The 23,057-nt window shown below is 72.3% G+C and carries 19 protein-coding genes; 12 read left to right on the top strand and 7 right to left on the bottom strand.

The genetic code is table 11. The features are described from left to right. Window positions 1–176 precede the first annotated feature (176 nt). From ACIP8Z_RS18565 to ACIP8Z_RS18545, 5 genes are all read left to right on the top strand, one after another. Window positions 177–1,370, top strand: a complete 1,194-nt coding sequence (locus ACIP8Z_RS18565) for a sensor histidine kinase (RefSeq protein ID WP_402084626.1) — start codon at window positions 177–179, stop codon at window positions 1,368–1,370. Between the two features lie 442 nt (window positions 1,371–1,812). Beyond that, a complete protein-coding gene (locus ACIP8Z_RS18560; RefSeq protein WP_402084623.1) occupies window positions 1,813–3,096 on the top strand; it encodes a sensor histidine kinase in 1,284 nt (427 codons plus the stop codon). A 300-nt stretch (window positions 3,097–3,396) separates the two neighbouring features. Further along, window positions 3,397–4,056 (top strand): response regulator transcription factor, encoded by a 660-nt coding sequence (locus tag ACIP8Z_RS18555; protein WP_209496316.1) that lies wholly within the window; start codon window positions 3,397–3,399, stop codon window positions 4,054–4,056. Between the two features lie 337 nt (window positions 4,057–4,393). Continuing rightward, window positions 4,394–6,331 carry a 2-oxoacid:acceptor oxidoreductase subunit alpha gene (locus ACIP8Z_RS18550; protein ID WP_402084620.1) on the top strand — a complete coding sequence of 646 codons (1,938 nt, stop codon included), beginning with the start codon at window positions 4,394–4,396 and terminating at the stop codon, window positions 6,329–6,331. Continuing rightward, complete coding sequence (locus ACIP8Z_RS18545; protein ID WP_402084618.1) at window positions 6,324–7,376, top strand: 2-oxoacid:ferredoxin oxidoreductase subunit beta; 1,053 nt, start codon at window positions 6,324–6,326, stop codon at window positions 7,374–7,376. Before ACIP8Z_RS18550 ends, ACIP8Z_RS18545 begins: the two co-directional genes overlap by 8 nt. A 102-nt stretch (window positions 7,377–7,478) precedes the next feature. Here the strand turns inward: ACIP8Z_RS18545 and ACIP8Z_RS18540 are convergent, their stop codons facing one another. From ACIP8Z_RS18540 to ACIP8Z_RS18525, 4 genes are all read right to left on the bottom strand, one after another. Continuing rightward, on the bottom strand, window positions 7,479–9,665 hold the full coding sequence (locus ACIP8Z_RS18540) for a bifunctional serine/threonine-protein kinase/ABC transporter substrate-binding protein (RefSeq protein ID WP_402084615.1): 2,187 nt from the start codon (window positions 9,663–9,665) through the stop codon (window positions 7,479–7,481). Window positions 9,666–9,668: 3 nt separating this feature from the next. Beyond that, entirely contained in the window at window positions 9,669–11,819 is a 2,151-nt protein-coding gene (locus tag ACIP8Z_RS18535) for a bifunctional serine/threonine-protein kinase/ABC transporter substrate-binding protein (protein WP_402085301.1), read from the bottom strand. Between the two features lie 578 nt (window positions 11,820–12,397). Next, window positions 12,398–13,228, bottom strand: a complete 831-nt coding sequence (locus ACIP8Z_RS18530) for a hypothetical protein (protein ID WP_402084613.1) — start codon at window positions 13,226–13,228, stop codon at window positions 12,398–12,400. Window positions 13,229–13,311: 83 nt separating this feature from the next. Then, complete coding sequence (locus tag ACIP8Z_RS18525) at window positions 13,312–13,728, bottom strand: winged helix-turn-helix transcriptional regulator (protein WP_402084611.1); 417 nt, start codon at window positions 13,726–13,728, stop codon at window positions 13,312–13,314. A 109-nt stretch (window positions 13,729–13,837) separates the two neighbouring features. Here ACIP8Z_RS18525 and ACIP8Z_RS18520 point away from each other — a divergent pair, with 109 nt between their 5' ends. Both ACIP8Z_RS18520 and rarD read left to right on the top strand, forming a co-directional pair. Continuing rightward, the gene (locus ACIP8Z_RS18520; protein ID WP_402084608.1) at window positions 13,838–14,710 is read left to right on the top strand and encodes an SDR family oxidoreductase; all 873 of its coding nucleotides are present in this window, start codon (window positions 13,838–13,840) and stop codon (window positions 14,708–14,710) included. 103 nt (window positions 14,711–14,813) lie between these two features. After that, a complete protein-coding gene (gene rarD, locus ACIP8Z_RS18515; RefSeq protein WP_402084605.1) occupies window positions 14,814–15,848 on the top strand; it encodes an EamA family transporter RarD in 1,035 nt (344 codons plus the stop codon). Between the two features lie 2 nt (window positions 15,849–15,850). Here rarD and ACIP8Z_RS18510 read toward each other — a convergent pair whose 3' ends face one another. Next, window positions 15,851–16,168 (bottom strand): DUF6401 family natural product biosynthesis protein, encoded by a 318-nt coding sequence (locus ACIP8Z_RS18510; RefSeq protein ID WP_402084603.1) that lies wholly within the window; start codon window positions 16,166–16,168, stop codon window positions 15,851–15,853. A gap of 127 nt (window positions 16,169–16,295) precedes the next feature. Between ACIP8Z_RS18510 and ACIP8Z_RS18505 the strand changes: the two genes are divergently transcribed. Both ACIP8Z_RS18505 and ACIP8Z_RS18500 read left to right on the top strand, forming a co-directional pair. After that, entirely contained in the window at window positions 16,296–16,739 is a 444-nt protein-coding gene (locus tag ACIP8Z_RS18505) for a winged helix-turn-helix transcriptional regulator (RefSeq protein WP_402084600.1), read from the top strand. A gap of 108 nt (window positions 16,740–16,847) precedes the next feature. Further along, window positions 16,848–17,501, top strand: a complete 654-nt coding sequence (locus tag ACIP8Z_RS18500; RefSeq protein ID WP_402084598.1) for a DUF4291 domain-containing protein — start codon at window positions 16,848–16,850, stop codon at window positions 17,499–17,501. Here the strand turns inward: ACIP8Z_RS18500 and ACIP8Z_RS18495 are convergent. Next, window positions 17,476–18,138: an NADPH-dependent F420 reductase gene (locus tag ACIP8Z_RS18495; protein ID WP_402084596.1), complete on the bottom strand. Its 663-nt coding sequence runs from the start codon at window positions 18,136–18,138 to the stop codon at window positions 17,476–17,478. The genes ACIP8Z_RS18500 and ACIP8Z_RS18495 overlap by 26 nt on opposite strands. 868 nt (window positions 18,139–19,006) lie before the next feature. On the opposite strand from ACIP8Z_RS18495, the gene ACIP8Z_RS18490 reads away from it, so the two are divergent. From ACIP8Z_RS18490 to ACIP8Z_RS18480, 3 genes are all read left to right on the top strand, one after another. After that, window positions 19,007–19,363, top strand: a complete 357-nt coding sequence (locus ACIP8Z_RS18490; RefSeq protein WP_402084594.1) for a hypothetical protein — start codon at window positions 19,007–19,009, stop codon at window positions 19,361–19,363. 43 nt (window positions 19,364–19,406) lie between these two features. Then, complete coding sequence (locus tag ACIP8Z_RS18485; protein WP_402084591.1) at window positions 19,407–20,192, top strand: HEAT repeat domain-containing protein; 786 nt, start codon at window positions 19,407–19,409, stop codon at window positions 20,190–20,192. Between the two features lie 202 nt (window positions 20,193–20,394). Beyond that, on the top strand, window positions 20,395–21,708 hold the full coding sequence (locus tag ACIP8Z_RS18480; protein WP_402084589.1) for a M28 family metallopeptidase: 1,314 nt from the start codon (window positions 20,395–20,397) through the stop codon (window positions 21,706–21,708). Window positions 21,709–21,799: 91 nt separating this feature from the next. Here the strand turns inward: ACIP8Z_RS18480 and ACIP8Z_RS18475 are convergent, their stop codons facing one another. Continuing rightward, on the bottom strand, window positions 21,800–23,014 hold the full coding sequence (locus tag ACIP8Z_RS18475; RefSeq protein WP_402084586.1) for an outer membrane lipoprotein carrier protein LolA: 1,215 nt from the start codon (window positions 23,012–23,014) through the stop codon (window positions 21,800–21,802). Window positions 23,015–23,057: the final 43 nt, after the last annotated feature.

Genomic DNA, 23,057 nt, shown 5'->3' with positions numbered 1-23,057 from the left:
AAGCAGTCGCGTGAGCACGGTTCTCGTGCGGTGCTCGTGCCGTGCTCGTGCTGTGCTCGTGCCGTGCTCGCGCACACCTGGCAGGGGGAGCGGGGGGCCTGGTGGGGATATCCCCCCTGCAGCTCACCGACCTCCCCCATGGCGTCGCGCGGTCCTCGACCGGCAGTCTGGAAAGCATGACCGCCGATCTTGATCCCGCCGCGTCCTCCGGGGCCGCCGTCGCCCCGTCCCCGCGTCCCCGTCCGCCCCGGCGCACCGCCTACGGGAAGGAGACCTGGAAGGAGATCGCCTTCCTCCTCTCCAATCTCTTCACCGCGCTGGTCGGTTTCGTCTACGCGGTCGTGAGCGTGCTCCTCGGCGTCGGCCTGTCCGTCACCGTCATCGGGCTCCCGCTGCTCGCCCTCGGGCTCGGCGGCGCGCGCCTCATCGGCAGGTCGGAGCGGGCGCGGGCCCGGGCGCTGCTCGGGGTGGAGATCGCCGAACCGTCCCCGCTGCCGTCGCGCGGCGGCTTCTTCGGCTGGCTGTGGGGCACGCTGAAGGACCCGGTGGCCTGGCGGACGCAGCTGTACGGGCTGATCCGGCTGCCCTGGGGGATCGTGACGTTCACGATCGCGCTGGTCTCCCTCGTCGTCCTCTGGCCCGTACTGCCGTTCCTGTCCCGGGGCTTGGCCGGCGCGGACCGGGGCATGGTCCGGGGTCTCCTCTCCCCCTCCGACGAACTGGAGCGGCGGATCGCCGAGCTGGAGTCGGACCGGGGTGTCGTCGTCGACACCGCCGCGGCGGACCTGCGGCGCATCGAGCGGGACCTGCACGACGGGGCGCAGGCGCGGCTCGTCGCGCTCGCGATGGGGCTCGGCCTCGCGAAGGAGAAGCTCCTCGACGATCCCGAGACGGCCGCGGCGATGGTGGACGAGGCGCACGGCGAGGTGAAGCTCGCGCTCCAGGAACTGCGGGACCTCGCCCGGGGCATCCACCCGGCGGTCCTCACCGACCGCGGGCTGAGCGCCGCGCTGTCGTCGGTGTCGGCGCGCTGCACGGTCCCGGTGAAGGTGACGGTGGATCTGTCGGAGCGGCCGGCGGAGGCGATCGAGGGCATCGCGTACTTCACGGTGTCGGAGCTGCTCCAGAACGTCTCGAAGCACGCGCGGGCGCGGTCGGCGTCCGTGGAGGTGTGGCGGGCGAAGGACCGGCTGCTGCTGCAGGTGCGGGACGACGGGGCGGGCGGCGCCCGTTTCGACGGCGGCACGGGTCTCGCGGGCCTCGCGGAACGGCTCGGGGCGGTGGACGGCCTGCTCGTCCTGGACTCCCCGGAGGGCGGCCCGACGACGGTGACGGCGGAGCTGCCGTGGCGGTCGCGGCCGAGGTCGTGACGGGGTAGCCGGGGCACGCGGGCCGACGGGGGAGCGAACGTCGTTCGCTCCCCCGTCGGCGTGCGGCCCGGCGACCCGTTGACCGCCGGGCGGCCAGGCCCTCCGGGCCACCGGGCAACCAGGCCGCCAGGCCTCCGAGCCGGAGGGCTTCCGGACCGCCGGGGCGTAAGGCCGCCAGGCCGCAGGGCCGCAGGGCCGCCAGGCTTCCGGGCCACCGGGCCGTAGGACCACCCGTTCATCCGGGTGCCGGGCCCGGCACCGGCCCTGAAGCACCACCCACGGCACCAGCCCGCAGCACCGCCCGAGGCGCCGCCCGTGCCCCCGAGGTAGGGAAAACCCCCGTCCCCAGACGCCCACCCGCCTCATGGTCCCGGGAGGCCCGGCACGGAACCCTGGGATACGTACCGCCCGCCCCCTCCCTGAGCAGAGAAGGACCCCAGCGATGGCCTCCCACCTCCCCGCCGCGATCCGCGCGCCGTTCGAGGGCCGCACGTGGCGTGCGCTGCTCTACGTGCTGATCGGGCTGCCGCTGAGCGTCTGCTGGTTCGCGCTCTCCGTCGCCTTCGTCTCGGCCGGCGCCGGGCTGCTCATCACCTTCCTCGGCGTGCCGATCCTCGCCGGGGCCCTCGCCATGTGCCGGGGCTTCGGCGTCGTCGAGCGGGCCCGGGCGCGTGCCCTGCTCGATGTCGACGTGCGGGCGCCCGAACCGGTACGGGGCCGGACCGGCGGAGCCTTCTCCTGGATGGGTGCCATGTTGAAGAGCGGAGCCTCCTGGCGGCACCTGCTGTACGCGATCGTGCACATGCCGTGGGCGATCGTCTCGTTCTCCGTGACGGTGGCCTTCTGGGCCTGGGGCTGGAGCCTCTTCACGTATCCGCTGTGGCAGTGGGTCTTCCCGGCGTACGTCGGACAGGACGGCATTCAGCTGTACGGCGACGGGTCCCACGACCTCTACCTCGACTCCCCCTTCGAGATCGCCGTCACCAGCCTCGTCGGGCTGCTCTTCGTGATGGCCGGTCCCTGGCTCCTGCGCGGGTTCGTCGCCGTCGACCGCCTCCTCGTCTCCGGGCTGCTCGGGCCCTCCCGGCTCGCCTCGCGCGTCACCGAGCTGGAGTCGGACCGGGGCGTGGTCGTCGACACCGCCGCGGCGGACCTGCGACGCATCGAGCGCGATCTGCACGACGGGGCGCAGGCCCGGCTCGCCGCGCTCGCCATGGACCTCGGGCTCGCGAAGGAGAAGCTCGCGGAGGATCCGCGGGCGGCGGCGGTACTCGTCGACGAGGCGCACGGCGAGGTGAAGCTCGCGCTGCAGGAGCTGCGGGATCTGGCGCGGGGCATCCACCCGGCCGTCCTCACCGACCGGGGTCTGGACGCGGCGCTGTCGGCGGTGGCCTCGCGGTGCGCGGTCCCGGTGTCGGTGGACGTCGACCTGCCGGCGCGGCCGGTCGCGGCGATCGAGGGCATCGCGTACTTCACCGTCTCGGAGCTGCTGCGGAACGTCACGGCGCACGCGCGGGCGCGGCGGGCCTGGGTGGATGTGTGGCGCACGGGAGACCGGCTGATGCTTCAGGTGCGGGACGACGGGGTGGGCGGGGCGCACGTCGTGAGCGGGCGGAGTCTGTCCTCGCTCACCGAGCGGGTGGGGGCGGTGGACGGGGTGCTCGCGGTGGACTCGCCGGAGGGCGGGCCCACGACGGTGACGGTGGAGCTGCCCTGGCGGGCGTGATCGGGCGGGACCGGACGGGATCGGACGGGATGGGGCACGACCGGTGTGACCGGGCGTGACTCCGCACCGGGGCGGCGCCCTGGGGCCCACAGGCCTCGGGGCGCCGCGCCGCGCGGGGCCCGGCGCCCCGGGGCGCCGGCGATCAGGCGCCCGGGGCGTCAGCGACCCGGCGGCAGGTACTCCTCCCGGGAATGAGCACAACGCGAGGCGACCCTGCGATGCTGGCCGAGTCGTAGGAAGTACTCGGGCAAGAAGGCATGGGGGCTGTTGGGCGTGGTTGTGGATCAAGGGGCCGGGCGCGTGCGGGTGGTCATCGCGGAGGATTCCGTACTGCTGCGGGAGGGACTGACCCGGCTTCTCACCGATCTCGGGCATGACGTGGTCGCCGGGGTGGGGGACGGTGAGGCGCTCGTCGAGACCGTGGCCGGGTTCGCCGCGCAGGGCGCGTTGCCCGACGTGGTCGTCGCCGACGTGCGGATGCCGCCGACGCACACGGACGAGGGGGTCCGCGCGGCCGTGCGGCTGCGCAAGGAGCATCCGGGACTCGGTGTGCTCGTGCTGTCGCAGTACGTGGAGGAGCAGTACGCCACCGAACTTCTGGCCGGTTCCAGTCGCGGTGTCGGCTATCTGCTGAAGGACCGGGTCGCCGAGGTCCGGGAGTTCGTGGACGCCGTGGTGCGGGTCGCCGGCGGCGGTACGGCGCTGGACCCCGAGGTCGTGCAGCAGCTGCTGGGCCGGAGCCGTCAGCAGGACGTGCTGGCGAACCTGACGCCGCGCGAGCGGGAGGTCCTCGGTCTGATGGCGGAGGGGCGGACGAACTCCGCGATCGCGAAGGCGCTGGTCGTGAGCGACGGCGCGGTGGAGAAGCACATCAGCAACATCTTCCTGAAGCTGGGACTCTCGCCGAGTGACGGCGATCACCGGCGGGTACTGGCGGTGTTGACGTATCTGAAATCCTGATCATCTGACACTCTGTCAGATAGCGGGAGACCCGCCCTCCGGGAGTCACCACCCGTGTGACCACCCGGAAGGCGGCCCGGTTGGAGGCCCCAGAGGCCCTAGGTCCAAAGAATGAGGCGGAATCCGGCTTTCCGGAACACTCCGGGTGGCGACAGAACGTGACAATTCAGGGCAAGAGGGCGTCTCAAAAAGAGGTCCATGATGTGAGAAGTCCCGGGAGGGCCCTCCTTACCGTCGTAGGGTGGGCCTCGGGACGGACGGTGATCGGCCGACCGCATCCCGAGCCTTCTCCCGCCTCCGGCGGAGAGTCCCCTTGCCGCGAGGGAGGTCCAGTTCAGTGACCAGCCAGGTCAGTAGCGAGGCCGGTGAGGCCCTGCTCGGGGAGCAGCGCAGTGCCCCGGCGAAGCCGCACCACGGCACCGAGAAGGAAGTGCGCCGTCTCGATCGGGTGATCATCCGCTTCGCGGGTGACTCCGGTGACGGCATGCAGCTGACGGGTGACCGCTTCACCTCGGAGACGGCGTCCTTCGGGAACGACCTCTCCACGCTGCCGAACTTCCCGGCCGAGATCCGGGCACCCGCCGGCACCCTGCCGGGCGTGTCGTCCTTCCAGCTGCACTTCGCCGACCACGACATCCTGACCCCCGGCGACGCCCCGAACGTGCTGGTCGCGATGAACCCCGCCGCCCTCAAGGCCAACATCGGGGACGTGCCGCGCGGTGGCGAGATCATCGTGAACACCGACGAATTCGCCAAGCGCGCCATGGCCAAGGTCGGCTACGCGACCTCGCCCCTCGACGACGGTTCGCTGGACGGCTACCGCGTCCACCCCGTACCGCTGACCACGCTGACCGTCGAGGCGCTCAAGGAGTTCGGCCTGTCCCGGAAGGAGGCCGAGCGCTCCAAGAACATGTTCGCGCTCGGGCTGCTCTCCTGGATGTACCACCGGCCGACCGAGGGCACCGAGACCTTCCTGCGGCAGAAGTTCGCGAAGAAGCCGCAGATCGCCGAGGCCAACGTCGCCGCCTTCCGGGCCGGCTGGAACTTCGGCGAGACCACCGAGGACTTCGCCGTCTCCTACGAGGTCGCCCCCGCGACCCGGGCCTTCCCCACCGGCACGTACCGGAACATCTCGGGGAACCTGGCCCTCTCGTACGGCCTGATCGCCGCCTCCCGCCAGGCGGACCTGCCGCTGTACCTGGGCTCGTACCCGATCACCCCGGCCTCGGACATCCTCCACGAGCTCAGCAAGCACAAGAACTTCGGTGTCCGCACCTTCCAGGCCGAGGACGAGATCGCCGGCATCGGCGCCGCCCTCGGGGCCGCCTTCGGCGGCGCGCTCGGCGTGACGACCACGTCCGGCCCCGGTGTGGCGCTCAAGTCGGAGACGATCGGTCTCGCGGTCTCCCTGGAGCTGCCGCTGCTGATCGTCGACATCCAGCGCGGCGGCCCGTCCACCGGTCTGCCCACCAAGACCGAGCAGGCCGACCTGCTCCAGGCGATGTACGGCCGCAACGGCGAGGCGCCGGTCCCGATCGTCGCCCCGAAGACGCCCGCCGACTGCTTCGACGCGGCGATCGAGGCGGCCCGGATCGCCCTCACGTACCGCACGCCGGTCTTCCTGCTCTCCGACGGCTACCTCGCCAACGGCTCCGAGCCCTGGCGCATCCCGGACGTCGACGAACTCCCGGACCTGCGGACCCGGTTCGCCACCGGCCCGAACCACGAGCTGGCCGACGGCACCGAGGTCTTCTGGCCGTACAAGCGCGATCCGGAGACCCTGGCCCGCCCGTGGGCCGTGCCCGGCACCCCCGGCCTCGAACACCGCATCGGCGGCATCGAGAAGCAGGACGGCACCGGAAACATCTCGTACGACCCCGCCAACCACGAGTTCATGGTCCGCACCCGGCAGGCCAAGGTCGACGGCATCGACGTCCCCGACATCGAGGTCGACGACCCGGACGGCGCACGGACCCTGGTCCTCGGCTGGGGCTCCACCTACGGGCCGATCACGGCGGCCGTCCGCCGCATCCGCCGGGAGGACGGCCACATCGCCCAGGCCCATCTGCGGCACATCAACCCCTTCCCGAAGAACCTCGGCGAGGTCCTGAAGCGGTACGAGAAGGTCGTCGTGCCCGAGATGAACCTCGGCCAGCTCGCCACCCTCGTCCGGGCGAAGTACCTCGTCGACGCCCGCAGCCACACCCAGGTCAACGGCATGCCGTTCAAGGCCGAGCAGCTCGCCGCCGCTCTCAAGGAGGCCATCGATGAGTGAGCCCCTCCTCCACCTGGTCCCCCGGGCCGAGGCGCAGCAGTCCATGAAGGACTTCAAGTCCGACCAGGAGGTGCGGTGGTGCCCCGGCTGCGGTGATTACGCGGTGCTGGCCGCCGTCCAGGGCTTCATGCCCGAGCTGGGCCTGGCGAAGGAGAACATCGTCTTCGTCTCCGGCATCGGCTGCTCCTCCCGCTTCCCGTACTACATGAACACCTACGGGATGCACTCGATCCACGGCCGCGCCCCGGCCATCGCCACCGGCCTCGCCACCTCCCGCCGCGACCTGTCCGTGTGGGTCGTCACGGGCGACGGCGACGCGCTGTCCATCGGCGGCAACCACCTCATCCACGCCCTCCGGCGCAACGTCAACCTCAAGATCCTCCTGTTCAACAACCGGATCTACGGGCTGACCAAGGGCCAGTACAGCCCCACCTCCGAGGTCGGCAAGATCACCAAGTCGACGCCGATGGGCTCCCTGGACTCGCCCTTCAACCCGGTGTCGCTCGCCCTCGGCGCGGAGGCCTCCTTCGTGGCCCGCACGGTCGACTCCGACCGCAAGCACCTCACCGAGGTGCTGCGGCAGGCCGCCGACCACAACGGCACGGCGCTCGTCGAGATCTACCAGAACTGCAACATCTTCAACGACGGCGCCTTCGAGGTCCTCAAGGACAAGGACCAGGCCAAGGAGGCGGTCATGCGCCTCGAACACGGGCAGCCGATCCGCTTCGGCACCGAGAACGAGAAGGGCGTCGTCCGCGACCCGGCCACCGGCGACCTCCAGGTCGTCACGGTCACTCCTGAGAACGAGTCGCGGATCCTGGTCCACGACGCCCACGCGACCACCCCCACCACGGCCTTCGCCCTCTCCCGCCTGGCGGACCCGGACACCCTCCACCAGACCCCCATCGGGGTGTTCCGGTCGGTGGAGCGCCCGGTGTACGACACCCTGATGGCGGACCAGCTGGAGACGGCCCTGGAACAGCACGGCAAGGGCGACCTGGGCCAGCTGCTGACGGGGAACGACACGTGGACGGTCGTGGGCTGACCGGACGCCGGGACCACCGGCCGTCTGGACCACCGGACGCCGGGACCACGGGGGCACGGCCACCTGGGCCGTGCCCCCGCCTTCACGTCACCTGCCCGAGTCCTACCGCTTCTCGCTGTCGGGGGCCTCGTCCTTGATGGCCTCCCCGAAGAGCCCGCGGAAGCGGGGCACCCCCCGCTCGATCCGGTGCACGAACACCTGGTCCGTGAACCGGTAGAGCTTCGCGTCGTTGTAGGCGTACTTCTTCACCACACCCTGGTACGTGAGCTCCCGCAGCCGCCGTATCAGCGCGCTCCGTTCCACGGCCAGCCCGTCCTCCTCCAGGCTCCGCATCGCCTCCGCGACGGAGAGGACCGCGTCGTACGCCTCGACCGCGTACCGGTCGACGGGCGCCGCACCGGACAGACCCCAGCGCTTGCGGTACGCGGCGGTGAAGGTCTTCGCCGCGGGCATCAGGGCCGGGTCGACGTAGGTGGTGCCGAAGTACCAGCCCTCCGCGGCGGAACCCGCGACCTTGAAGAACTCCGGTTCCAGCACGTACTCGACGCTTCCACAGAGGCCCTTGAAGCCCTGGGCCCGCAGCTCCCGGGCGCACAGACCGGCCCTGCGCGGTGACATGCCCGCGTACATGACGCCCTCCGCACCCGCCGCCAGGGCGGCCCGGACGGCGGGGCCGAAGTCCTCGCTGTCCGCGTTCACTTGATGCCGGGTGACCGCGACCGGGCCCCGGGCCATCGCCGTCTGGGCGCTCTTGGCGGTGAACCAGGCGAAGGTGCCGGCCGCCCTGTCCTCGATGAAGGCGGCCCGGCGTTGCCTGCGCCTGATGGAGATCGTCGAGAAGCCGAGCGACAGGACGTCGTGGAGGGGGCGCATCTCGAAGTAGGCGGGATTGCTGCCGAGTTGACTGACGGTCTCGGTGGGGGCTCCGGTCGCCACGCTCGCGAACACCAGCGCGTTCCGCTGGTAGACGTCGAGTGCGGCAAGAACGACCTCCTCGTTCGTCGGGCCGACGACGGCGAGGACGGACCGGTCCTTGCCGAAGGCCTCGGCCACGGTCACGGACCGGCGCGGGTCACCTCCGTCGTCGCGGACCTTCACCGCCAGGTCGAACGGCCGGTCGGCACGGGCGTTGAAGGTCTCCACGGCCAGCCGGACGCCCCGCTCCTGGCCCCGGCCGTCCGCCTTCCGGGCGCCGCTCAGATCGGTCTGGACGCCGATCGTGTGCGTGGCGAGGGTGCGGGGCGGGCCGCCCGTTCCGCCGGCTCCCGGGCTCCGGTTCGCCAGATAGGCGGTGAGACCGCCCGCGCCGACGACGGCCGCCGCCGCGCCGCCGATCAGCACCCGCCGTCGCGAAGGCCCCTTCTGCGGCTCGGAGTCCACCAGCATCGTCGGCTCGGGCACCGGCAGGTCCAGGACCCGCGAGGAGCGCTGGGCGATCAGCGCGGGCAGCCCCGGCGGCAGCCAGTCCCCCGCCGGCCCGTCGGCCTCCCCCAGCGCGGCCCGCACCTCGAGGGCGGTGGGCCGGTCCGCGGGGTCCTTCGCCAGACAGGCCCTGACCAGCGGCAGGACCGTGTCGGGCACGTCGGCGAGGTCGGGCTCCTCGTGGACGGTGCGGTAGACGACCGCCGCCACCGCGCCCGTACCGAAAGGCCGCTCCCCCGTCAGGGCGTACGCGAGGACGCAGCCGAGCGAGAAGACGTCGCTCGCCGGGCCGACCTCGCCCGCCCCGGCGACCCTGGCCTGCTCGGGGGCGAGGAAGCCGGGGGTGCCGATCATCGCGTCGGTGGCCGTCAGGGCGGTCGCCCCGGCGGACCTCGCGATGCCGAAGTCGATGAGGCGCGGGCCGTCGAGGGCGAGGAGGACGTTGCCCGGCTTGACGTCCCGGTGGACGAGCCCGGCCTCGTGCATGTCGGCGAGCGCGGACGCCAGCCGGGCGCCCAGGGCCCGTACCGTCGGCTCGGGCAGGGCGCCGTGCAGGGCGACGGCCTCGGCCAGCGAGGGGCCCGGCACGTACTCGGTCGCGAGCCACGGTTCCCGGGCCTCCGGGTCGGCGCCGAGCACCCGCACGACCCAGCGGCCGGTGATCCGCCCGGCGGCCGCGGCCTCGCGTCGGAACCGCTCCCGGAAACCCGGGTCGGCGGCGTGCTCGGCCCGGATGAGCTTGAGCGCGGCGAGCGCCCCGCCGCCGGAGCGGGCGAGGTAGACCACGCCCATGCCTCCGGCGCCGAGACGGCCGAGCAGCCGGTATCCGGCGATGGCCGACGGGTCACCCCTGCGCAGCTGCTGCACCGGTCAGTTCCCTCCGGCCTTCGGCGGGCCGCCGGGCGCGAACTCCAGCGGCTTGTAGCGGCCGTTCTCCACGACGTACATGAAGGTGCCGACGCCGTTGAGGTTGCCGTCCTTGTCGAAGGTGTAACCACCCATGACGCCCTGGTACTTGGCCGTGCGGATCTGCGGCGCGAGGGTGGTGCGGTCGGGGCGTTTCCCGCCCTTGGCGGCCTTCTCCACGTACTGGACGAGCAGATTGGTGACGTCGTACGCCTCGCCCGTGTAGAACGCCGGGACCGTGCCGTACGCCTTGCGGTGGGCGGCCAGGAGCTCCGCGGCCTCCTTCTTGGTGGTCGGGTCGACGACGGGCGCGCCGATGATCCACCCCTCGGCCGCCTTCCCCGCCCCTTCGAGGAACTCCTGCCCGAAGACGTGCTGGCCGGTGATGCGCATGCCCGTGAAGCCGAGCGCGTCGAGTTCCTTCGCGGCCCGGACCGCGCTGGCGGCGAGACCGGCGTGGAGGTACGCGTCCATGCCCGCGTCGACCATCTCGCCGAGGACCTGCTCCAGGCGCTTGGCACCGCCCGGGATCACCCTCGGGTACGGGGCGATCCCGGCCTGCTTGAAGGCGAAGTCGGCCCCGACGACGTACTGCCAGGAGTACGTGTCGTCGGTGCGCTCCTGGAGGAGGCCGGGCCGGACGCTGCGGGTCTTGGCCTCGACGTAGTAGGCGAGGGCCATGGCCCCGAAGGGGTGCATGGGGCAGGCCCGGACGATGCTCACGCCCTGCGGCGTCGAGGGGTTGATCAGCAGGTTCAGGCCTGCGGAGACGGTGATGACCGGGAGCCGGGCCTCGTCGTAGGCGGGCAGCGCCGTGTACCCCGTGTAGTCGGAGGTGGGCCCGATGATCCCCAGGACGTCGGGGTCTCCGGTGAGGGCGTGGGCGGCGGCGAGCGCGCGGGTCCGGTCCCCGCCGTCGTCGGCGACCTTCACGTCGAGCGTGAAGGGCTTGTCCTTACGGGCGTTGAACCGCTCGACGGCGAGGCGGACGCCCCGCTCCTGGGCGCGGCCGAGGTCCTTGGCGGGGCCGGTCAGGTCGGCCTGGACGCCGATGGTCCACTTGCGGGGCTCCGGCGGCGGCATCGCATCGGTCTTCCCCTCGTCGCCGAACGCCGCCCAGGCGGCCGCGCCGGCGCCCGCGACGAGCACGGCGCCGCCGGCGGCGAGGGTGAGGAAGCGGCGTCTGCTCGGCATGTTCTGGGCGGCCGTCGGCGTGCCGGCGGTGGTGGCGTCGATGTCGGGGAGGGCGAGCATCCGGGCGGAACGCTCGGCGATGGTCCGGACGACGGGCGCGGGCAGCCAGTCGGCGTCGGCGGCCGGGGTGTCCTCGACGAGCGCGACGGCCACCTGCTGGGCGGTGGGCCGGGCGGCCGGGTCCTTGGCGAGACAGGCCCGCACCACGTCGAGCAGGCCGTCCGGTACGCCGCGGAGGTCGGGCTCGTCGTGGACGGTCCGGTACATCAGGGCGTCCACGGCGCCGGTGCCGAAGGGCGGGCGGCCGGTGGCCGCGTAGGCGAGGAGGCAGCCGAGCGCGAAGACGTCCGCGGCCGGGCCGATCGCGTCGACGCGGGCCTCGGCCTGCTCGGGGGCGAGGAAGCCGGGGGTGCCGACGACCATGTCGGTGGCGGTGAGCGCGGTCTCGCCGGTCGCGCGGGCGATGCCGAAGTCGATGAGGCGCGGTCCGTCGACGGCGAGCAGGACGTTGCCGGGCTTGACGTCGCGGTGGACGAGCCCGGCCGCGTGCACGGCGGCGAGGGCGCGGGCGACGGACCAGCCGAGGAGGCGGACGCTCCGCTCGGGCAGCGGGCCGTGCGCGGTGACGGCCTCGCCGAGGGAGGGTCCTGCGACGAAGGCGGTGGCCATCCACGGTTCGGGGGCGTCCGGATCGGCGCCGGTGACGGGCACGGCCCACGGGCTGGAGACCCGGCGGGCGGCCTCGACCTCACGGCGGAACCGGGCCCGGAAGTCGGGCTGTTCGGCCTGGTCGGCGTGGGTGACCTTGACGGCGGCGAGCTCGCCGTTCTCCGTGCGGCCCAGGTAGACGACGCCCATACCGCCGGCGCCGAGCCGCCCGAGAAGCCGGTAGCCGGCGATCAGGGAGGGATCGGACGGCAGGAGAGCCTGGAGCGCCCCGGGCGCGGGGGCCGGGGGGCGCGGGGGCGCGGGCGCGGCGGGCGCGTGCGCCGGCCGCGGCGGGAGGCCGGGGTCGGCGGCGGGCGGGGGCGGGAACGCGGGGGCGCCGGCCGATGGGGGCGGGGATGCCGGGACACCGGCGGGCGGGGCTGGGGATGCCGGGGCGGCGGCGGGCGGGGCTGGGGCTGCCGGGGCGGCGGCGGGCGGGGCTGGGGCTGCCGGGGCGGCGGCGGGCGGCGGCGGGGATGCCGGGGCGGCGGGCTTCGGCGGGAGCCAGGGGGCGGGGTCGGGGGCGCGGTCGGGAGCGGGCGTGCTGCCGGACGGCGGCCCGGCCGGGCTCTCGGACGGCGGCCCGGCCGGGCTCTCGGACGGCGGCCCGGCCGGGCTCTCGGACGGGCCGTCCGGGGTCCCGCCCCGGCTCCCGTCCGGGGCTCCGGCCTGAAGCCCGCCGGGGGTCCCGTCCGGGGCTCCAGCCTTGCTCTCGACCTCGTTCCCGGCCTTGCTCTCGACCTCGTTCCCGGGCTCGTTCCCGGGCTCGTCCCCCGTGGGCGCGGCAGGGCTCATGACTGGACCTCCAACTGGGCCTCGACGCGGTCGAGCATGGCGACCAGGGCCTGCGACATCGACGTGCTGAGGGCCTTGTCGGTGTGGCCGGGCCCGCCCTTGACGGAGGCCGCGACCGTCACCTGGCCGATGCGGGACTGGGACCAGCCGTAGTAGTGCTCGCCCTTGACCGAGTCGTTGATGTACTTGCCGAGCTCGCTGATGGAGTCCTGCGCGGTGATGTTCGAGCCGATGCCGGGGTTGCCGAGCGACATCAGACCGGAGATCCGCTCCCCCTCCCGCAACGTCTGGTCGGGGCAGCGCAGCGCCTCCTCCAGGGTCTCGGACATCTCCCAGTCGGCGTCGTCGACCGAGCGGTGGACGGTGACGGTGGCGGTGACCCGGACGAGCCCCTTGCCCCCGGCGGCGGGGATCTCGCTGTGGGCGGAGACGGTGTAGAGAACGCCGGGCGGCAGGTTCGCGCTCTCCCAACGGCAGCCGGCGGGGAGGACCGGCCAGGCGTCCTCGACGCTCAGGTACGGCTCGCGCTTGACGTAGTCCGGCCCCCAGGAGTCCGGGCCCGCGACGACGGCGAGCGCGAGGCGCTTGGCGTCGGCCCGGGTCTTCGGCGCCTTGGCCGGGTCGGGCGTGAACTGGAAGCCGGTCGGCGTCGGGGCCGCGGCCGAGGCCGGGGGCTTCGTATCGCTCGTGGTCTTGGCGCCGCCCGGTTTCCCGCCGTCACCTCCCCCGCCCGAACAGCCCGCGAGGAACAGCCCGCCCGCGAGCAGCGCGCAGCAGGCTCGACCGGCTCTGCCGTAGGTCTTTCCGTCCACCCGTCCGTTTGCCACGAGTCCCCCACCCCATGTCCACAGAATCCCCGAAGTCAGGCAGATCGTACGGCTCGGCGGGGCAACTCGCCCTGGCTACAACATCATTGAGACCAACCGGTAGCGCTCTCGCGACGAGCCTCGTCGTAGCGCTCGCGGGCCCCCTCCACCGCGGCGACCTGCCGCTCCGACCAACGGGCCAGTTCCCAGACCTGGCGGGCCGCGCCGGTGCCGAGTTCGGTGAGGCTGTAGTCGACGCGGGGCGGGATGATGGGCTTGGCGTCGCGGTGGACGAAGCCGTCGCGCTCCAGGGTCTGGAGGGTCTGGGCGAGCATCTTCTCGCTGACGCCGCCGATGTGCCGGCGCAGCTCGCTGAAGCGGTACGGGCGCTCCAGGAGGGCGGCCAGGACAAGGACGCCCCAGCGGCTGGTGACGTGCTCCAGGACGAGCCGCGAGGGGCACATCTGCTGGTTCACGTCGGGCTTCTCGGACCGCCGGCTCGACCGCTGACTTACTTCCATACCAGTACCTTACTTCAAAGTGGGTACTTTCTATCGGTTAGCGCCCGACGTACGGTGAGTGCATCGCAAGCCGCACGGCCCACCACACCCCACGGGAAAAGGACGCATCATGAGCCTCGTCGTCACCGGAGCCACCGGCCAGCTCGGCCGTCTCGTCATCGACGCCCTCCTCTCCAGCCCCACCGTCCCCGCCGAGACCGTCGTCGCCGTCGTCCGCGACAAGGCGAAGGCCGCCGACCTCGCCGAGCGCGGTGTCGAGCTGCGGATCGCGGACTACAGCAAGCCGGAGACCCTGGCCGGAGCCTTCGAGGCCGGCGACCGGGTGCTCCTCATCTCGGGCAGCGAGGTCGGGCAGCGCGTCGCCCAGCACTCCGCCGTGATCGACGCCGCCAAGGCCGCGGGCGTGGCCCAGCTCGCGTACACCGGCATCCTCGGCGGCGACGAGGCCGACTTCGACCTGGCCGCCGAGCACAAGGTCACCGAGCGGCTGATCCTCGACTCCGGACTGCCGTACACCTTCCTCCGTAACGGCTGGTACACCGAGAACTACACCGCGAACCTCGCCCCCGTCCTGGCCCACGGCGCCGTCGTCGCCAACGCCGGCGAGGGCCGGGTCGCCTCCGCCACCCGCGCCGACTACGCCGCCGCCGCGGCCGCCGTCCTGGCCGGCCCCGCCGAGGAGCACCTGAACCGGGCGTACGAGCTGAGCGGCGACACCGCCTGGTCCTTCGCCGAGTACGCGGCCGAGGTCGCCGCCCAGACCGGCCGGGAGATCACGTACAACAACGTGCCCGCCGAGGCGCACCTCGCGATCCTCACCGGCGCCGGCGTCCCGGCCCCCTTCGCCGAGATCCTGGTCGACGTCGACCGGGCCGTCGAGCGCGGTGCGCTCGCCCGGCAGACGGGCGACCTGGCCCGCCTGATCGGCCGCCCGACCACCCCGATCGCCGTGACGATCAAGGAAGCCCTCGCCGGGTCCTGACCACCGCCTCCCCCGTCATGACCGTATTGCGGTACGGGCATGACAACCCGCCCCGTGCGGCGCTACCTTCGACAGGACAGCGCGGCACAGGGCGGGAGGTCCGGTGAAGACGGAGAACGAGGAACGAGCAGGATTGCTCTACGGGATCGGCGCCTACGGAATGTGGGGTCTGGTCCCGCTCTTCTGGCCCCTCCTCAAGCCCGCCGGATCGGTCGAGATCCTGGCCCACCGCATGGTGTGGTCCCTGGTCTTCGTCGGCGTCGCCCTGCTCGCGGTGCGCCGCTGGGGCTGGATGCGGGAGCTCGTCCGCAGCCCGCGCAAACTGGGCCTGATCACCGTCGCCGCCGCCGTCATCACGGTGAACTGGGGCCTCTACATCTGGTCCGTCAACACGGGCCATGTCGTCGAGGCCTCCCTCGGCTACTTCATCAACCCGCTCGTCACCATCGCCCTCGGCGTCCTCGTCCTGCAGGAACGACTGCGCCCCGCGCAGTGGGCCGCGGTCGGCATCGGCTTCGCCGCCGTCCTCGTCCTGGCCATCGGGTACGGGCAGCCGCCCTGGATCTCCCTGACCCTCGCCTTCTCCTTCGCCGTGTACGGGCTGGTGAAGAAGAAGGTCAACATCGGCGGCCTGGAGTCGCTCGCCGCCGAGACCGCCATCCAGTTCCTGCCGGCCCTCGGCTACCTCGTCTGGCTCGGCACCCAGGGCACCCTCGCCTTCGGCTCCCACGGCGCGGGCCACACGGCCCTGCTCGCCGCCACCGGCATCGTCACGGCGGTACCGCTCGTCTGCTTCGGGGCGGCCGCGATCCGCGTACCGCTGTCGACGCTCGGCCTCCTCCAGTACCTGGCACCGACCTTCCAGTTCCTGCTCGGGGTCCTCTACTTCCACGAGGAGATGCCGCCGGAGCGCTGGGCGGGCTTCTCCCTCGTCTGGCTGGCTCTGACGATCCTCACCTGGGACGCCCTGCGCACGGCCCGCCGGAGCAGGGCGGCGATGGAGGCGGCGAAGGCCACGGCAGAGGCGGCGGGCGGGGCCGAGACGGCCGCCGCCACCACGGAGCCGCCTCAGGCAGCGGCTCCGGCAGCGACTCAGACACCGGCACCGGCGGTGTCCCCGGCCCGACAGGCGCCCTGACCTCACGCGTCCAGGAGGTCGTACTCCCGGATCAGCCAGCAGACCGCCGTCAGGCGGAGGGTCGCGAAGTCATGGCCGACGGGCTCGGTCCAGTCGGCCTCGGCCAGCCGGTCGGTGAACCCGAGGACGTAGTCGGCGAGCTCCTCCCGCCGGAGGGTCCGGCCCCGCGGCCCCCGCTGGGCCGGGATCAGGGCGTCGCGCACGGCGGCGGCGTGCTGGTCGACGGCAGCCACGAGCCCCGGCTCGGATGTCATCTCCGAGAGCCGGGGCAGGTACGTGGCGGCGACGCCGATCAGCGGGCAGCCGGGCGAATCGTTCATCCCTCCACATTAGGTGCGTACAGGGACGCTCAGGCCGTGACCTTGGTCGCAGGCACATGGCCGGTTACCGATCAGCGGGTCGGTTCCCTCTTGTAACCGTCTGATTCCTGCGGAACCATCAGGTGTCATGGAAGCAGCCACGCCGAAGTCACCGAGTCACTGCGCGGGAACGTACGGGGACGACGGGGATCCCGACCCCTTCCAGTGGGACACCCGCGAGGACTGCGAGGTACGGCAGATCCTCGACCGGGTCGCCGACAAGTGGTCGCTCCTCGTCATCGCCCTCCTCGACCGCCGGGTACTGCGCTTCACGGAGCTCAAGCGCGAGATCGACGGCGTCAGCCAGCGCATGCTGACCGTGACCCTGCGCCAGCTGGAGCGCGACGGCCTGGTGAAGCGCACGGTCCACCCGGTCGTGCCACCCCGCGTCGAGTACGAACTGACGCCCCTGGGCGGCACGCTGCACACCACGATCCGCTCCCTCGTCACCTGGACCGAGCGGCACCAGAACGAGATCGCGGCGGCGCGGGAGGAGTACGACGCACGGGAGGCGGCGACGGCGGTGGCCTGAGGGGCCTGTCCCGCACCGCCCCCGCAGTCCGCCTCAGTCCGCCGCAGTCCGCCGCAGTCCGCCGATAACCGGTGGCCCCGACCCCGCACTTCCCCCATCCTCTTGGCCATGGAAGAAACGAAGTCGGCCATCGACGAGCCGAAGTACCGCATCCGCGCGCTGCACACCGACCGCACGGTCACCGTCTACCAGGCGTACCGGCCCGAGATCGGCCTGCCCGCAGCCCGCGAGGGGCGGTTTCCGGCCGCCTGGAAACGGGACCGGATGACGTGGATCAAGCCGTCGTTCCTGTGGATGATGTACCGCTCGGGCTGGGGGTTGAAGGAGGGCCAGGAGACCGTCCTCGCCGTGGAGATCACCCGCGAGGGCTTCGAATGGGCCCTGCGGAACGCCTGCCTCTCCCACTACAAGCGCGGGTTCCACCCCGACCAGGCCACCTGGAAGCGGGAGTTGAGACAGGCGCCGGCACGCGTCCAGTGGGACCCCGAGCGCGACCCGCACCTCCGGGCACTCCCGTACCGCTCGCTCCAGCTCGGCCTGTCGGGCGAGGCGTCGCGCCGGTACGCGGACGAGTGGACGGTGTCCGTACGCGACGTGACCCCGCTCGCGCACCGGGTCCACGAACTGGTCCGCTCGGGTGACCTGGAGGCGGCGGGACTCCTGCTCCCGCGCGAGGAGCCGTACCCGGAGCCGGCAGGCCTGTTGGACCACCTGCGCGGGCAGGGCCTGCGGGAGCTCAGGCAGCCGGTGTCGGCGCTGTGACGACCGAGAAGTTGAAGTCGCCGGTGCCGAGCATCCCGTAGAGCCGCAGCCACAGCTGGACGAGCTGCTCGGTGGCGCGGGCGCTCGTCAGGTCGCCGAGGTCGAGGATCCGGTCGGGGGCCCAGCCGAAGGAGCCGAGCAGGCCGGCGACGACGGCCTTGGCGTCCTCGTCGTCGCCGCTGAGGAAGACGTTGTGGTGGCCGGGGACGCGGCCGGGCTCGACCATGACGGTGTTGGTCATGGTGTTGAGCGACTTGACGATCCGGGTCTCCGGGAAGGCGCGCTGGAGCTGCTCGGCGATGCTGACGCCGTCGGGGGTGACGACCTTGGGCGGGAAGCCCTCGGAGAAGTCGAGCCCGTTGGACACGTCGAGGAGGACCTTGCCGCGCAGCTTGTCGGCACCCACGGACTGCAGGACGGCGAGGGAGACGAGCCCACCGGTGGCGTTGACGACGAGCTCGGCGGGCCCGGCGACGTCCGCGAAGGTCCCGTGCCCGCCGCCGTACTCGTCGGCCCACTTGACGGCCTCGGCGTTGTCGGCGGTACGGGAGCCCATGGCGACGTCGTGGCCGAGGGAGGCGAGCTTGGTGGCGAGGCGGCGGCCGACATCGCCGGTGCCGAGGACGGCGATCTTCATGAGGGGTGCTCCTTCGGGGGAGACGACGGCCGGGATGCCGACCCTACGCCGGACGCCAGGCGCCCGCCGCTCCAATCGCGCCCTCGGGGGAGGTCGGATGCTGGAGGGGCGGGGTGTGGGAGTGCGGGTCCTTTGGTTTCTTGGGGTGGGCCGGGTTCGTGGGTGTCGGGTGGGACCGCCCTCTTTCCGAGAGTCGCTCCTTGAGGTGGTGCGTGGGCCGCGGTCACGGCCGGGCTTCGGGCAGCGGTCGGCGTGGGAGGGCGGATGCCGGCCGGTGGGTGGGGGCTTGGTTCGTGGCCGGGGTGGGTGGGCCTTGTTCCGTCGGTTCAGGGTGCGCGGTCGTTGAATGGGGCGGTCGGGCTCCGGCTCAGCGGGATTCCGTGGCCGGTCGGCCGGGCTTCAGGCCCCGGTGGTCACTCCCGGTGGGAGGGACGTGAGTAACTGCGCACTACTCCGAGTAACAGGCTTCGAAATATCCCCCAAGAGGCATGAATCGCCCTTATCGGGCGATGAAAGTGCAAGAAACTCACGCCACCCGCTCCCACCACCCACCAAGACAGACCAGCGGGGCCCGGACCCCAGCCCCAGGACTGCGGTCGGCCGCTAAGCCGGACCCCGGCTGCCCCATTCAACTGCCGCGCACCCCGAACCGACCGACGGAAGCCCACCCACCCCGATCGCGAACCAAGCCCCCACCCACTGGCCGGCACACGCCCACCCACCCCGGACACTGCCCGGGGCGTCCGCGTAGGCCTCGGCCCTCGGCCGCCACACTCGGAAAGAGGGCGGCCGCACCCGGGACTCCCAAATCCGGACCGCCCCAAGAAACCGAAAGACCCGCACCCCCACCCGCCGTACCCTCCCTCCCATGGACCAGGATCCCCCCGTCCCCCCGCTCCTCCGTGACGTCCACCCCTCCCTCGTCCGTGAGCTCGTGCGGCTGCTCGAAAGCGAGGGCGAGCGTGAGCTCGCCCTCGTCGTCCACGACGTGCGGATGTACGGGCCCTGCGGCTGCAGTGACGACTTCTGCCAGAGCATCCGCACCTCCGACCACCCCCAGGGGCAGCCCTTCGGCGAAGGTCATCGCTGCGTCCCGCTCCTCCCCGAGGACGGGATGCTCAACCTGGACGTCGTGAACGGCCGGATCGCCTTCATCGAGGTCATCGACCAACCCCCTCTGATCCGCGCCGACTTCAGCCCCGACACCCCCTCGCCCTCCCACTGAAACTCGGTCGAGGAGCACGCCCGGTCCTCCTACGATCACGCCCATGGCGACCTTCGTTCACCTCACCCCCGCCGCCCACTCCGCCCGCGTCCGCCGCTCCGGCCTCAAGGCCGCCGGGCACGCCCAGTGGCGCGGCGTGTTCCTCTTCCCCGTCCTCCCCTCGTACACCCTCACCCACCAGTGGTTGCGCGAGCTCGCCCGCCGCCCCGGTCCTCGCGGGCTCGTCGCCGTCCACGTACGGCTGCCCGACGACGAGCCCGTGACCGTAGGGCGCTACAGCGACCACCAGCCCCCGCGGGTGTCGGCCGCCGAGGCCGTGCGGCGGGTCGCCGACGCCGACGACTGCCGGGGCTGGGAGGTGTTCCTGCCTCGCTCCGTCGCCCCCGCCGAGGTCCGGCACATCCGGCCCGTACGCCAGGTCAACGGGTGGCGCTACCGCCCCGACGCCCACGGCAGGCCGCCGTGCCTCTGTTTCGGCTGCCGGGACCGCGGCGGCTACGGCGCCCGCCGGCTCCGCGAGCGGCGACCCCATCCGCTCGACGGGCCGCCGCCCGCCCCCCGCGTCCTGCTCGCCCGGGTCGAGGCCGCCGAGGCCCGTGGCGACACGGTGGCGCTCCGCGAGGCCCTCAGCTGGTACGGGATGCGGCGGCGCGCTCCGCTGGCGCGGCTCTCCCGGCTCGCCCGGCACGACGACCCGACCGTGCGGATCGCCCTCGTCGGGGCTGCCTCCGCCTGGTCGACGCCCGGAGTCGACCTGCTTCTGAGGGAGTTGGCGAACGACCCGGATCCGGGGGTGCGCGAGGCCGTCGTGGAGGCGCTCGTCCGGTGAGCGAACGCACCTGACCGGTTTCCGCTCTTGACGTGGAGTCAAAATCTCACTGAACATTCAGCACGCACAACAGAACATCTGAACACCCAGACAACTGAACACAGCACACGCACTCGCACAGCTCCAGCGCCTCGTGGCACTCAAGCCCGAGGCGTCTCGCACGTTCCGTCCCATCCCCGTTCGGAATCCGGAGCCCCCACAGATGAACATCTCCGTGCCCAGACGTGTCACCAAAGCCACCGCGGTCGCCGCTCTCGCGGCGCTCGCTCTCGCCGGGCTCACCGGCACCACCGCCTCGGCCAACCCGGCCGCTGCCGCGGCCGCTCCCGACATCCCGCTGGCCAACGTCAAGCAGCACTTGACGGACCTCCAGTCGATCGCCACCGCCAACGGTGGCAACCGCGCCCACGGCCGTACCGGCTACAAGGCGTCGATCGACTTCGTGAAGGCCAAGCTGGACGCCGCCGGATACACCACCACCGTCCAGCAGTTCACCTCCGGCGGGTCCACCGGCTACAACCTGATAGCCGACTGGCCCGGCGGCGACCCGAACCAGGTCCTGATGGCCGGTTCGCACCTGGACTCCGTGACCTCGGGTCCCGGCATCAACGACAACGGTTCCGGCTCCGCGGCCGTCCTGGAGACCGCCCTGGCCGTCGCCCGCTCCGGCTACCAGCCCACCAAGCACCTGCGTTTCGGCTGGTGGGGCGCGGAGGAGCTCGGTCTCGTCGGTTCGAAGTACTACGTGGCGCAGCTGCCCACCGCCGAGCGCGCCAAGCTCTCGGGCTACCTGAACTTCGACATGATCGGCTCGCCGAACCCGGGTTACTTCGTCTACGACGACGACCCGACGATCGAGACGACCTTCAAGAACTACTTCGCCGGTCTCGGCGTTCCGACGGAGATCGAGACGGAGGGCGACGGACGCTCCGACCACGCCTCCTTCAAGAACGTCGGCGTGCCCGTCGGCGGTCTGTTCACGGGTGCCAGCCGGGTCAAGTCCAGTGCCCAGGTGCAGAAGTGGGGCGGTACGGCCACGGCCTTCGACCGCTGCTACCACTCGTCCTGCGACACGACGTCGAACATCAACGACACGGCCCTCGACCGCAACAGCGACGCGATCGCGCACGCGATCTGGACGCTGTCCGCCGGTACGACCACGCCGCCCGGCACGGTCTTCGAGAACACGGCCGACGTCTCGATCCCGGACAACGGCGCCGCGGTGACCTCGACGGTCAACGTCACGGGTGTCACGGGCAACGCCCCGAGCAATCTCGCCGTCGGCGTGGACATCGTCCACACCTACCGCGGTGACCTCGTCGTCGACCTCGTCGCCCCGGACGGCTCGGTCTACAGCCTGTCCAACCGGTCGGGCGGCAGCGCCGACAACATCGTCCAGACCTTCACCGTGAACGCCTCCTCCGAGGTCGCCAACGGCGCCTGGAAGCTCCGCGTCCAGGACAAGGCCTCGGCCGACACGGGCTACATCAGCGGCTTCAAGCTGACGTTCCCGTAAGGCCGTAGGTACGGCGACACAAGAACGCCCGGGCGGGTCGGTGAACATCGCCCCCGACCCGCCCGGGGTCCCAACTCTCTGCCGCCCGGCCTTACTTGCCGGCGTTCGCCGCGGCCACCAGCGCGTCCTTCGTCACCGCGCCGACGTAGACCTTGCCGTCGTCGGTGAGGAGCGCGTTCACGATCTTCGTCTTGAAGAGGGTGCCCGAGCCGAACGGGCCGGTGACCTTGTCGCCGAAGGAGTCCAGGAGCCCCTGGACCTCCTTCGGCGCCTCGTCCGTCTTGGGTGCCGGCGCCCCGCTGTCGATCTTCGCGATCGTCGTCCAGCCCTCGCCGATGACGTTCACGCCGCCCTTGTCGGAGCCCGCGCCGGGACCGAAGCCGCCGAAGGCGTCTTCAAGGCCCTCCGGCAGCTGCCCGCCGAACGGGTCGCTCTCCTCGCCCGCCGGCTTCTCCGCCCCGCCCTCGGTGACCTTCGCGCCCTCCGGCGCCTTGAAGGTGAAGTCCGAGGCCGCCGGCTTCGAGAAGTCGACCTTCGTGAAGCCCGCGTCGACGACGGGCTTGCCGCCCTCGACCGAGGAGAGGGTGAACTTCAGCGGGGTGCCGTTCGCCGCGTCCACCGCGATCTTCACGGACTCGACCGTCGAACCGGACTGCTTCGGCTTGATCACCAGCTGGTACGCGTCCCGGCCGGCCACCTTCGCCGTACCGTCGACGGTGATCGACGTGGTGTCGCCCGCCGCCTTCAGGACCTCGTCCGCGAGCTGCTTGGGCGTGCCCGGGAGCTCCTTGCCCTTCGGGCCTTCGTGGGCGCCCGGGGCGTCCGCGCCCGCCGGGGCCTTCTCGTGGAAGACCTCCTTGGACTTGCTGTCGTAGGCCCAGACGTCGTCGCCGTTGTGGATCAGGCTGTACTCGTCGGAGCCGTCGAGCAGGGTCAGCTTCTGGCGCTCGGGGCCGTCCGCCGCCACCCGCAGGGTGTGGCTGCCGGAGACGAGCTGGGTCAGCCGCTCCGAGGGGTCGGCCGACGAGCTGCCGCCGGCGCCGCCGCCCATGCCGCCGGCGAGGCCGCCGAGGCCGGACGTCAGGCCCTCCAGGGGCAGACCGAGGTCGGTGGAGATCCGGAACGTGCCGGACAGGGTCTGGGTGTCGGAGGCGGCGATCTTCTCGATGAGCTGCTGGGCGGTGATCTCCGGCAGATCGGGGTCGCCGGACGCCGCCAGCGCCGGGACAAGGCCGATGGTCGCCGCGGCAACTCCTGCCACCGCGACCGGGACGATGTACCGGCTCGCCTTACGGGTCTGTGCCATGGTCTCCCCTACCTCCGTGCCCTTCGCGGGCCCTCGTGGTCGA

The organism is Streptomyces sp. NPDC088553, assembly GCF_044752965.1.
GTDB lineage: Bacteria > Actinomycetota > Actinomycetes > Streptomycetales > Streptomycetaceae > Streptomyces.
Note: the sequence above shows the minus strand (reverse complement) of the source record. Positions and strands in the feature narration are given on the sequence as shown.